This is a genomic window from Mucilaginibacter sp. NFX135 (assembly GCF_048565145.1).
In the GTDB taxonomy this organism is placed as follows: Bacteria; Bacteroidota; Bacteroidia; order Sphingobacteriales; family Sphingobacteriaceae; genus Mucilaginibacter.
In genome coordinates this window covers 652241-664911 of record NZ_CP183412.1, presented here as the reverse complement: position 1 = coordinate 664911, position 12671 = coordinate 652241, and the positions used below count along the sequence as shown (strand labels likewise).

Annotated in this window: 9 protein-coding genes; 5 read left to right on the top strand and 4 right to left on the bottom strand. The window is 42.9% G+C overall.

Annotated features, from left to right (window positions below; translation table 11 throughout):
• The first annotated feature begins 433 nt into the window (after nt 1–433).
• From ACNURT_RS02890 to ACNURT_RS02880, 3 genes are read left to right on the top strand one after another with little or no spacing between them, the layout of a single operon-like run.
• The gene (locus tag ACNURT_RS02890) at nt 434–2314 is read left to right on the top strand and encodes a glycoside hydrolase family 30 beta sandwich domain-containing protein (protein WP_419700466.1); all 1881 of its coding nucleotides are present in this window, start codon (nt 434–436) and stop codon (nt 2312–2314) included.
• 33 nt (nt 2315–2347) lie between these two features.
• Nucleotides 2348–3580, top strand: coding sequence for a family 16 glycosylhydrolase (locus ACNURT_RS02885; protein WP_419700465.1), 1233 nt, complete (start codon nt 2348–2350; stop codon nt 3578–3580).
• Between the two features lie 55 nt (nt 3581–3635).
• Nucleotides 3636–4526 carry a hypothetical protein gene (locus ACNURT_RS02880; protein WP_419700464.1) on the top strand — a complete coding sequence of 297 codons (891 nt, stop codon included), beginning with the start codon at nt 3636–3638 and terminating at the stop codon, nt 4524–4526.
• A gap of 55 nt (nt 4527–4581) precedes the next feature.
• On the opposite strand, the gene ACNURT_RS02875 is transcribed toward ACNURT_RS02880, so the two are convergent.
• The 4 genes from ACNURT_RS02875 to ACNURT_RS02860 form a co-directional block, all read right to left on the bottom strand.
• A complete protein-coding gene (locus ACNURT_RS02875) occupies nt 4582–6102 on the bottom strand; it encodes a serine hydrolase (RefSeq protein ID WP_419700463.1) in 1521 nt (506 codons plus the stop codon).
• A 149-nt stretch (nt 6103–6251) separates the two neighbouring features.
• Nucleotides 6252–8354 carry a glycoside hydrolase family 97 protein gene (locus tag ACNURT_RS02870; protein WP_419700462.1) on the bottom strand — a complete coding sequence of 701 codons (2103 nt, stop codon included), beginning with the start codon at nt 8352–8354 and terminating at the stop codon, nt 6252–6254.
• 258 nt (nt 8355–8612) lie between these two features.
• Nucleotides 8613–9260, bottom strand: a complete 648-nt coding sequence (locus ACNURT_RS02865) for a hypothetical protein (RefSeq protein ID WP_419700461.1) — start codon at nt 9258–9260, stop codon at nt 8613–8615.
• A gap of 235 nt (nt 9261–9495) precedes the next feature.
• Complete coding sequence (locus ACNURT_RS02860; RefSeq protein WP_419700460.1) at nt 9496–10530, bottom strand: DUF4097 family beta strand repeat-containing protein; 1035 nt, start codon at nt 10528–10530, stop codon at nt 9496–9498.
• 183 nt (nt 10531–10713) lie between these two features.
• Between ACNURT_RS02860 and ACNURT_RS02855 the strand changes: the two genes are divergently transcribed.
• Both ACNURT_RS02855 and ACNURT_RS02850 read left to right on the top strand, forming a co-directional pair.
• Nucleotides 10714–11865 carry a M23 family metallopeptidase gene (locus ACNURT_RS02855; protein ID WP_419700459.1) on the top strand — a complete coding sequence of 384 codons (1152 nt, stop codon included), beginning with the start codon at nt 10714–10716 and terminating at the stop codon, nt 11863–11865.
• A gap of 242 nt (nt 11866–12107) precedes the next feature.
• Nucleotides 12108–12524: a hypothetical protein gene (locus ACNURT_RS02850; protein ID WP_419700458.1), complete on the top strand. Its 417-nt coding sequence runs from the start codon at nt 12108–12110 to the stop codon at nt 12522–12524.
• Nucleotides 12525–12671: the final 147 nt, after the last annotated feature.

The following is a 12671-nucleotide window of genomic DNA, read 5'->3' as shown; positions in this document are numbered from 1 at the left end:
TAGGCCGTTACTATTCTTTCGGGCATAATGCCGCTCCTTCTTTTTTCTTTAAAATTAATTGCGATACAAGCGTATCACAAATATTTATTTTATTTATAAAAACCCTCTCTGCAACGTTAAGCGGCCCTTTTATAAAGTTTATGAGCCTGTGTTTAAAGCGTATCGAATTTTATATAACTTATTATTAATCAGTTATTTATGAATATTTTTCTTGCTTATTACGTTTAAAATAACATAAATTTGTTACAACATTTATAAACCGTACATAACACTGCCTTCCTGAAAAACAAATTGCACTGGTGTATTTGATACACGGGTTAAAATTCCAAATATTTTAAGCTGTGGTTAAATTACATGTAATGTTTTGCGCCTGCTGCAGATGGGCCGTACGTGAAGACCGATGCACAAAAAACCAATTAACTAATAACAACTTATGAAGATCAATTACAATTTAAAATGGCTGGCGGTATTTATCCTGCTATCCGCCGGCGTATTTTACTCCTGTAAAAAGGATTCCCGCGCTTCGGCGGCGGTTACGCCAGGACAGGACACTCAAACCGTATCCCGCGCAGCTAATGAAGTGGTAAATGCCTGGGTCACGACATCCGATAGGTCGAAACAGTTAGAAGCACAAACCAGTTTCAATTTCGCTGCCGACGCGGGCACCAATGCCACCACCGTAACCGTTGACGAAAACGTAACCTACCAGAGCATCGATGGTTTTGGCTTTACCTTAACCGGCGGCAGCGCTGGTTTGCTTAACGGGCTGGGCGGCAATCAATCAGCTGTATTGAATGAACTTTTTGGTACAGCCAATGGGCAAATCGGCATCAGTTATTTACGTATCAGTATTGGGGCGTCCGACCTGAGCTCCAGCGATTTTACCTATAACCAAACATCCGGCGATGTAAACATGAACAATTTCAGCATCAGTCAGGAAAATCAAGACCTGATCCCCATCCTGAAAAAAATACTGGCTATTAACCCCTCCATCAAGATCCTGGCCTGCCCATGGACAGCTCCAACCTGGATGAAGGTGAACACTACCGGCAATAACGGTTATACCGGAGGCAGTTTAAACACGGCTTACTATGATGCCTATGCCCGGTATTTTGTAAAATATATACAGGCCATGCAGGCCCAGGGCATTACTATTGATGCTATAACGCCACAAAACGAGCCGCTAAACCCATACAACAACCCCAGTATGGTGATGCAGGCCAACGAACAAGCCAACTTTATCAAAAACAACCTGGGACCGCAATTACGCGCTGCGAGCCTGAATACCAAGATCATTGCGTATGATCATAATACCGATAGGATAGATTATCCCGAAGCTGTACTGGCCGATGCAGGCGCTAATCCTTATGTGGATGGTTCTGCTTTTCACCTGTACTCCGGTAGTATTGGCGCATTGACAGATGTGCACAATGCTTATCCAAACAAGAACATTTATTTTACCGAGCAATGGGTTGGCGCGCCAAGCAACTTTGGCGGCGACCTTTCCTGGCACGTAAATACCCTTATCATTGGTGCAACCCGCAACTGGAGCCGCAATGTATTGGAGTGGAACCTGGCATCGGACCCTAATAATAACCCGCATACACCGGGCGGCTGCAGCACCTGTTTGGGTGGCATTACTGTGAGCGGTACATCCATCACCCGTAATGTTGGCTATTATATTATCGGTCATGCCGCACGCTTTGTACGTCCGGGAGCAGTTCGCATCTCCTCAAACTTATCGGGCAGCATTCAAAACGTAGCTTTCAAAAACTCAGATGGAAGCAAGGTGCTGGTGGCATTGAACAACGGGTCATCAGTCGTTAATTTTAAGGTAAAATGGGGTACCGAATCCTTTACTTATAGCCTGGCAGCGGGTGCGGTGGCCACATTCAAATGGTCGGGCACACAATCAACCGGCGGGGGAACAGGAGCGCCGATAGGTTCTACTGTTACACTTAAGGGTTTTAACAGCCAATACGTAAGCAGCGAAAATGGCACCCAGGCCATGAACTGTAACCGGCCAACAGCTTCTACATGGGAAACATTTACGGTAGTTGACGCAGGCGGCGGTAAAATCGCACTGCAAGCTATGGGTAAATATGTATCCTCAGAAAACGGCACTCAAGCCATTACCTGTAACCGAACCACCATTTCCGATACCGAAAAATTTGACTGGATAACCACAGCCGATGGCAAAGTTACCCTGCGCGGCAACAACAGCAAATTCATATCCAGCGAAAACGGCACACAAGCCATGACCTGCACCCGCGCTACAGCCAGCGGATGGGAAGCTTTTGGCGTAAACCAGTAAAACTTATAAACTAACTATTAACATACTTATCTTATGAAATCACTTTTAATTTCTGTAAAAGCAGCCCTTATAGTAATGGCGCTCCTGGTAGTTACCGCATCATGTAAAAAGGACCTGAACAAGCCTTCGGCTTCGCAGGCAGATCCAACCCAGGTTAGTACGCCCAGAGCAGGCACGCTGGTATGGTCTGACGAGTTTAACGGCACCAGTGTAAACACTGCCAATTGGAACATAGATAATGGCAATCCTGGTGTAAATAATGAAAAGGAATACTATCAATCGGCCAATGCCACCGTTGGGGGAGGATTGCTTACTATTACCGCACGCAAGCAAACGGTAGGCGGTCAGCCATATACTTCGGCTAAGCTGACCACCGCGGGTAAGTTTCAGCCAACCTATGGTCGTATCGAGGCCAGCATCAAGCTGCCAGCAGTACAAGGAACCTGGCCAGCCTTCTGGATGCTGGGCGCCAGTATCAACAATGGTACACCATGGCCAAGCTGCGGCGAAATTGATATTATGGAGCAGGTGAACACCTCCAATACCATCCTGGGAACCATGCACTGGGCCATAGCTGGCGGCAATCAGCATACCCAATATGGCGGCAGCACTACAACCAGTCCTACAGGTTTCCATACCTACGCTGTAGAGTGGGATACCAACTCTATCCGTTGGTATGTGGATAATACCCTGTATGTAACCGGCAATATTGCCAACAATATTAACAATACAGGCGCTTTCCACAATCCGTTCTTTATTATCCTGAATCTGGCTATCGGCGGCGACTTGCCCGGCAATACCATTAACGATGGTGCCCTACCTTGTAACATGCAGATTGATTATGTACGAGTGTATGATCTTTCGGGCACCAGTAATCCATCAAACCCGCCAATTGGTCAAAATATAACGCTTAAGGGTTTCAACAACCAGTATGTAAGCAGCGAAAATGGCACGCAGGCCATGAACTGCAACCGGCCAACCGCTTCGGCATGGGAAACTTTTACGGTTGTTGATGCCGGCGGCGGTAAAGTCGCGCTGCAAGCCATGGGTAAATACGTGTCTTCAGAAAATGGTACTCAAGCCATCACCTGTAACCGCACTACTGTTAGCGATTGGGAAAAGTTTGATTGGGTCCCTACAACCGACGGTAAAGTTACGTTTAGGGGCAATAACGGTAAATTCATTTCAAGTGAGAATGGAACACAGCCTATGACCTGTACCCGGGCTACAGCCTCTGGCTGGGAAGCTTTTGGTATAAATCAGTAACCTAATCTTTATATTTAGCCTGCCTTACCTCAAAGGCAGGCTTTTTATTTACCTGATGAAAAAATTTATATGTTTTTGCTTTGCGTTTGTTACAGGCATATCATGCTTGTACGCTCAATCTATCGAAAAAAAATTGCAGGTATCGCTGGCAACAGGTTATCAGCAGCAAAGTTTTCACTGGTCGATAGCCGGAAACCTTAACGGGCAAAACCCCAATATTTATTCGGAGCTTAAATGGCAGCACCTGGGCGGGCAAAATATAGCTGCTAATGTACAATGGAATGTATGGAAACGTTTTTCCCTGTATGCAGGCTATAACCGGCAATCTATATCATCAGGTTCTGTAACAGATACCGATTATGGGGCCGATAACCGTACCAACCCCACCTATCACGAAACATTTAACGGAGATAAAGGCAGCATTTTCCTGTGGAATGCAGGGGCAGGTTTTATCCTGATCAACAACGAGCGCTTTAGCCTGATACCTTATGTGGGATATACCATGAGCAAACAGGCCTTACATTTACTGGATCGCACCGGCAACTTTCCTGATTTAAACAGCACCTATCAACCCAACTGGAAAGGGGGCTTTTTAAAAATAACATCATCTGTACGCATCATCAAAAATTTAAAACTTGCTGCCGATGTTACCTATAACCAGGTTAATTATAACAGCACGGCCAACTGGAACCTAATCCAAACTTTTCAGCACCCGGTCAGCTACCGTCACCACGCCAGCGGCTATGGGATTGATGCCGGCGGACAGTTTGTTTACACCATCTACCGCAATCTCAGCATACACATCGGCGGCGGATACTTTAACTGGCAAACCGGTAATGGTACCGATGAGCTTTACCTCAATAATGGACAGGTTGATAAAACCCAGCTCAATGAGGTTGTAAGCAGTGGTTTTAGGGTACAGGGTGGATTGGGATTAGCTTTTTAATATAAGAAAAGGAGCGCTCGTATTGAGCGCTCCTTTTCTTTACGTGTTCTATTTGTTAATTCTCTTTCGCAAACAAGTAAGGATCATACTCCAATCCGTCATTCACTTTAATTTCTGTAGATACTACTTTGCCACCGTCTGTTTTAAACCTTAGCGGGAAAATACCATAGGCCAGATTGTTGTATGCCAATACCCATTCGCCATTGTCCATATATTTCAGGGATGCAGTAAGGTATTGATGGTTGCTGAATTTTATTAACAAGTCCTTTTTATTTACAGATATTTCCATTTGTCCGTAAAGTGGGTTTTGATATTTGCCGGTGTAAGCAGCAAGTGACAACTCTGGAGTTTTCCCTTTTACACGAGCCAGCATATCATTGGTTTTCTTTACGGTTTCCTGCTGATCTGTATTAAAGTCTTTCAGCATAGCCTGGCTGCGGTCTTTATAGGGAACACCCAGGTAGGCATCCAATATCTGGTACCGCAGAGCCTCAAAAAAGCTTTGATTATCGTTATTGGTTAAAATGGTGATGGCCAGTTTTTCTTCGGGCACAAAACAGGTATTGGTTACAAAGCCGTTTGCACCGCCGGTATGCCAGAAAATCTGTTTGCCATTATAATCTGCTTCAAAAACACCAAGACCGTATCCCCTGAAGTGCATAGGATAAGTCACCGAGGCCCTGCTGCTCAAAATCGTATTTTCATCGCGGGTTTTTTGAAGGGCTTTCCAGGCTATGATCTGTTTCCCTTCGTACCTGCCGCTATCTAACTGCGTGCTGAGCCATTTGGCTACGTCTTTTACGTTACTAACTATGCTGCCGGCAGGCGCCAGGTTATCCACCTGGTCATACGGTAATTCAACCATCTGGCCTGTGAAAGCATTGGTATATGGTTTTGAAACGCCTTTGCGCGCCGCTATGCCCACAGTTAAGGGATAGGTATTGTTCATGCCCAGCGGTGTTAGGATACTATCCTGAATGTAAGTTTCCCAGGGCTTGCCGGTTACCTGCTGTATTACCTGGCCAGCGGTTAAAAAACAACTGTTGCAATAGCCAAAGCTTTGTCTGAATTCCATGGATGGTTTCAGAAGTTTCATCCGGTTCATAATTTCCTGGCGGGATAGGGTGGTGTTCCAAAAGGTAAAATCGCCCTGGAAGGTTTTGGTACCTAAATGATGTCCCAGCAGATCTTTTATAGTAAGCAAGGGTGTGATAGAGGCATCGTATACCGAATAACCCGGAAAATATTTGGTGATCTTATCATCAAGCGACAGTTTTTTATCTGCATCTAACTGTGCCAGCGCCGTACCGGTAAATAGCTTGCTGTTACTGGCTATCATAAACAAAGTATTTTCGTCAACCGGTTCATTGGTTTTGATGTCCCGCACGCCATAGCCTTTCATGATCACTGTTTTACCATCTTTCACTATGGCAATGGCAAGGCCCGGAAGGTTCCAATCTTTTAAGCCTTGCTTAATATAAGCGTCGAGTTTGTTTTCAATAAAATCTGGTTGCTGCGCGAATGTTAAAGTAGCTGTAAAAAAGCTCAATAACGTTAATAAGGAAAGTCTCTTCATTTCGTTTTCAAAAGATGCAAGATAGGAAAAAACCCGGGCAGCAAAAATTGGATGATCATGTTATACATGGGCCACAAAAAAACCCGCTACTAATAGCGGGTTCTCCTTAATCAATATATTTCAAACACCTATCCCTCTGCACTCATCCTTTATTTGATACTGATTGCCATACCGCCACCAGAGGCAACAGGCTGTTTCAGTATAGTTTTAGACGTAACTTTGATTTTCCGGATGGCATAGCTTTTCGGGTTTTTATCATAACTGGCATCCTTACCATCGGCATAAACAGTTGCTTCGTACGTTTTGCCCTTGGGCAAATACTCAAATGTAATATTGGCTATGCGCGGGTTTTCGTCGGTAATACTGCCGATGTACCACTCTTCTTTATTTTTGGCCTTACGGGCAATAGTGATATAGTCGCCGGGCTCCGCTTCAAGGATATGGCTCTCGTCCCAATCAACAGCAACATCTTTAATAAACTGGAACGCGTCCATGTATTTATTATAGGTTTCGGGCAAATCGGCGGCCATTTGCAGCGGACTATACATGGTTACATACAAGGCCAGCTGATGCACCAGCGTGGTATGTACAAATGATTTATTCTCGGGATTGTAAACGCTGCATTGTGTTTCAAATATACCCGGTGTATAATCCATAGGACCACCCATTAGCCTGGTGAAAGGCAAAATAGTGGTATGATCGGGATTGTTGCCACCAAAAGCCTCATACTCTGTTCCTCTTGCAGCCTCATTGCCTATCAAATTGGGGTAGGTACGGCACAAGCCGGTAGGCCGTATCGCTTCATGCGCGTTCACCATAATTTTATACTCGGCGGCTTTGGTAATATCATACAGGTAATGATTGACCAGCCATTGCCCGTAATGATGTTCGCCCCGCGGTATGATCTGACCAACGTAACCACTTTTTACGGCATTGTAACCATTCTCTACCATAAATTTATACGCTGTATCCAGGTGGCGCTCATAGTTGCGTACCGAGCCTGATGTTTCATGGTGCATAATGATCTTCACTCCTTTTTCGGCAGCATAACGGTGCAGTTCTTTTACATCAAAATCGGGGTAGGGGGTTACAAAATCAAATACATAATCTTTGGTTTTGCCAAACCAGTCTTCCCAGCCCTGGTTCCAGCCTTCAACCAATACGGCATCGAAACCATTTTTAGCTGCAAAATCGATATATTCTTTTACATGCTGTGTGGTGGCTCCATGCTTGCCATTGGGTTTGGTTTTTGAATAGTCGGTTATGCCCAACTGAACATTCTCCAGGTCGGTATAGGCCCAGGTACTTTTGCCGGTGATCATTTCCCACCATACACCCACGTATTTAATGGGTTTTATCCAGGATACATCTTTGTATTTGGTTGGCTCGTTTAAGTTCAAGATCAGTCTTGATTCCAGTATGCCCGCGGCTTTATCACTCACAATTACGGTGCGCCATGGCGATTGTGTTGGGGCTTGCATGTAGCCTTTATCGCCAATAGCATCAGGCGTTAAAAAGGATTCCAGCACAAAATTCTTGTCGTCCAGGTTTAACGACATGCAGGAGTAATCAATCAGGGCAGCCTCATGTATGTTGATGTACAAACCATCTTTGCTTTTCAGCATCAGCGGGGTTTGTACTCCTGTTGGCGAGAAGGTGGTTTGCGATACATTGGGTGTAACCGCGGCTTTCATTTTACCTCTGATCTCTGACAGGTTGGAGGTTACCGTTTCATACTCCTGGGTATCAAAATCGCCGGGCAGCCAGAACGCTTTATGATCGCCGGTCAAAGCAAATTGCGTATGCTCTTCTTTAATGATAAAGTAGTTCAGGTTTTTTTGCGAAGGGAATTCATATCTAAAACCCAGCCCATCATTAAATAAACGGAAACGGATGCGGATATACCTGTCCTGAACGGCCTTTTGTGTTAGAGTTACCAGCAATTCGTTGTAATGGTTACGAATGGTTTTTTCCTCACCCCAAACCGGGTTCCATGACTCATCAAAGGTGCTTTGCTCTGATTTGGCGATGGTAAAACCGTCCAGAAATGATGGTACATCTTTGGTTTCTAAACCAAGCTTACTGGGCTTGATCACCGCCCTTTGTTTGTAATGGAGCTGATAGGTTGGCACGCCATTTCCCTGCAGCTCAAATTTGAGTGTAAGGTTTTTATCGGGTGATGTTATTTCCTGTGCCTGAACAAAAAGCACAGCATGAAGCATGAACGCTGCAATGAGTATAGATCTACGCATATTTTAGAATTAAAAACCGGCTTTGATTAATTGGTTACCAACAAAGTTTATCATCCTATAAACAGCTTCATATTTATTTATTTAAAATATAAATATTTTATTTTTTAACACCCTTTATATCAATTAATTAAATCTAATAAATCGTATTTTTTACTGGGTTTTTATAAATAGTTTTATACCTTTTCGCCATCCAGAAAACAAAAAAGCCCTAAATCTCATAGATCTAAGGCCTAATTGTGGTTTGGTTTTAGGATTTAATTATTTTCCGAATGCATAATAGGCGGATAGAATAAAAGAGTTTACAAAGTTCAAACTAAAGGTGTTTGCATTGCCCAGGCTGTTGCCGGTAAATTTTTGATGCTGGTAGCTTAGATTAGCTAAGGCAGCCGCAAGTCCTATATGTTTAGAAGGATAGTAAACAAGATCCATATTTACACCTCCGCTATAGCTATCACTATCATAGTTGCTGCTTTCATTGCTGGTATAAACATACCGTTGTTTCTGTTGTTGATAACCCACGTACGGGCCTGTGCGTATCCCGATCTTATTATCAAATAAAAAGTATTTCCTTAAAAATATGGTGGCCGAGAAACTTTTGCTTTGTTGTTGAACCTGTGAACTATAGAATGGGTCATACTTCTGGTTAGAAGATTGATATCCTACTGATGCACCAATATCTAATTTATCCGCAATAAAATAGCTGTAACTGGGCGAAATGGAGTACGATGTTAACTTACCCTTGGAATTATCGCTTATGTTATTATCCAGATCAACCGATCGGGTGTTAGAATTGGTGACCGATATTCCAAATGTTGCTCCTAATTGTTGATTGCCTTTTTCTGTTTGTGCTTTAGCCGCTTGAAGAGTAATAACTGATAATACTACCAGTAGAAGTTTTTTGTACATAAAATTGTGTTTATAAGGTTAATATTTGTTTTATAATCGGGAGTATGACCCGAATTATAATATTTGGTTTAACTATATAAATATTATAATATATAAAACGCTAATACTGTGCGGCTTAAAATTTAAACAGATCGTTTTACCTTTAAAAACAGTTGTACAATAAACTTTTAAATAATAAAGGCGGCTCCCGGATATCCGGGAGCCGCCTTTATTGCGGTATTATTTTAAAAATGTATTAATTAAACTTCACATTCACATTTCCACTTGATGCATCGGCACTAACAGATGCACCACCGCCATTCACTGTTCCGCGTACATGGTCTTTTTCCCACTCGCCGTTAAACCCATTTATTTTTCCGGAACTAATCCGGTCGCCTCGAATGTCCAGGCTAAGCCCTTGTTTTAATGGCAGTTCCAGGTCGATATTTCCGGAACTCACATCCAGCTTTAAATATTTACCAACCCTTTTCATTTGCGCATGCAGGCTTCCCGCGCTGGTTGAAGCATTTAAACTACAATCCAATTGCCTTAAATCGATACCGCCGCCAGAGGTACTGGTGATCAGCTCGCCGGTTATATTGTTACCCTGCACACCGCCGCCGCTGGTATTCGCGCTGATATTGCCGTTCAGGTTATCCAGCTGCAAGCCACCGCCGGATGTTTCCAGTTTGATTTTCCCGGTGCAGTTTTTGGCAATAATTCCGCCGCCGCTGGTTTCCAGGTTGATATCGTTACCGGAATTAGAAACGTGTATACCGCCGCCACTGGTTTCACCCCGAACTACTCCGTTAAGCCTGTCTATCTGTAAACCGCCGCCACTGGTAGTAAAGCTTTCGTTTCCTTTTAAATTATCCAGACTGATACCACCACCACTGGTTTTAAGGTCTGTTGATGTTTGTTCAGGAACATATATTTTGAATGATATGCTCATCTGTCTTTTCCAATCAGAAAAATTATGCTTGCTTTTTGCAATAGCACGAACCTCATGCCCGGTAACCGAAACACTCAGGTCATAATCTTCGTCAAGGCGTTTTTTGATCTCGTCTTTTGAAAGTTCGCGACCATTATTACCCTTAATGTAAACCTCCACCCGTGCGGCTTCGCCGCTTCTGCCGCTAACTAAAATACCGCCGGCCGATGTATTTACTATAACCCGGTTAATGGCATCACTGCTTAATGATTTGGTAAGATATGGCGTCCTGCTATCATCCTGCGCCATAGCAGCAGTTGTACGACAGGCAAGGGCAAATAGTAAAAAGTATGTTTTCATATGATTTGATATTGGTTTATTTCTTACATAAGACCACACCTTTATCAAATACGTTGCATCCCGATCAATATTTATTTAGACCGGATCATCAATCCGGTTGAATATTCAGGCATACCGGTTGAATATATTTGATGGCATCATTTTAATTATGCTAATTTTAGTATCAGCAATTACGCTATTCAAATGCCCGCGAAAAACAAGTATATCCTTTGGACTGTCATTGCGGTTATATTATCGCAAGGAAAAAGCTATGCGCAGCAATATCAAACCACCGTTGATATGCGCGTACCTTTTGTTTCGGCCCCAACGGCTATCAACGGTAAACCATGCATTTATTACGAGCTCAACATCGCCAATTTCGCAAAAGACTCGCTAAGGCTGAAAATACTTGATGTGTTAAATGCTAATAATTCTTCTGCTATTTTCAATGTTGATGAAACCCGATTAAAGACTCGCGTTAAACGGCCGGGGATATCCCCAAAAGACGATAACCTAACATTACCGCCGGGCTCATTCGCTGTAATTTACCTGGAGTTTAGTCTACCATTCAGAAATACAGCAATGCATTTAGTTCACCGGCTTGAATTTGATCTGTTGAATGGGAACAAAAAAACACCTGTTTCAATAAAAGGAGCTCCGATATCTATTGGATCAAAAGCCTCATTGGTCATCGGGCCACCGTTAAACGGGGGACCATGGGCTGCCATTTATGAACCATCGTGGGCAACCGGGCACCGTCGCGTTTTTTATACTATAAACGGAACAGCCCGACTGCCAGGGCGATTCGCCATTGATTTTATAAAGCTGGATAATAATGGCCACTATGCTACCCATAACGAAGATACCATCCAGAACTGGCATGGCTATGGAAATAATGTGCTGGCAGTGAGTGATGGGATTATTGCTTCTGTCCAAAACAACTTCCCAGAGAGTTTAACACTTTCAGGCTATCAATCCCCATCGCCCGAAAACGCTACTGGTAATTATATCTCTATCAAAATCGGAAAGGATCAATTTGTGTTTTATGAGCACCTGAAACCCGGCAGTATAAAAGTTAAACCCGGCCAAAAAGTAAAAAGGGGAGAGGTGATTGCTTCTTTAGGTTTTACCGGGCAAACAACCGGACCGCATTTGCACCTTCACCTGGCTACAAAAGATTCGCCACTGGGAGCCGAGGGCATCCCGTTTGAACTTGAGCAATTTAACCTTTTAGGCTCTTATCCTGATTTATCCACTTTTGGAAAAAAACTGTGGAGATCCACAGTAAACGGCGCATCCATACTCGTAACCAAAGAACGGCCTGCGCCAAATTCAGTAGTCATGTTTGATAAGTAATTGGTTTAAAGACCCGACTGTTTATGGATATGAGAATTTATTTACTTACAATAATTCTGGGCAGCTGGTAAACTATAAATATACTTTAAACGGCCACCCTGTTACCTATACAAATTATTACTACAGAGAAGGGAAGCTTGTGAAAGAAGAGTTTTTCTATAACCTTCGGCTTAAGAATACCTGGAAGGAAACTACCTACACTTACAGTTCTGATAGCTTACTTAAAGAAGGATATTTATGGTATGGACAATGGAATAAAAACATCAATGGGCTATAATTATTACACCTATGACGACAAAAGGCTGATCAATGAAAAATATTGGGAGCTATCTGCTGATAAAACTCCTATAACAGTGCAATATGATTACAATGCGGATGGTTTACTTAGTAAAATGTCTGTACAAAAGGATACCTTATATAAAACCGTTCAATACCAGTATCTGGCAAAAAAGGTATCAAAAATACATGTAGAAACAAACGCGACAAGCGGCCTTTCAAGGGAATTTCCCATTTTGGTATACCTTGGAAATCTAAAAAAATTTCCCATTAAATATGATACTGAGTATAGCTACGACAAAAATGGGAATCTTATTGAATGGAAAAATTTTCTAAATGAAGAACCACAAAGCTTTTATAGCTATAGCCTTCAATACTATTGATCTCTTTCTTGTATGCAAAACTTTTACACGAATTGAAAGGCGCTTAAACCAAAGCCCTTAACAATCCGGGATCCATCAACGTCCCGGTCCTCTCTACTTTCATCACGAAACCAAGACTAAAGTTGAAAAGTCTGATTAGTACTAGCC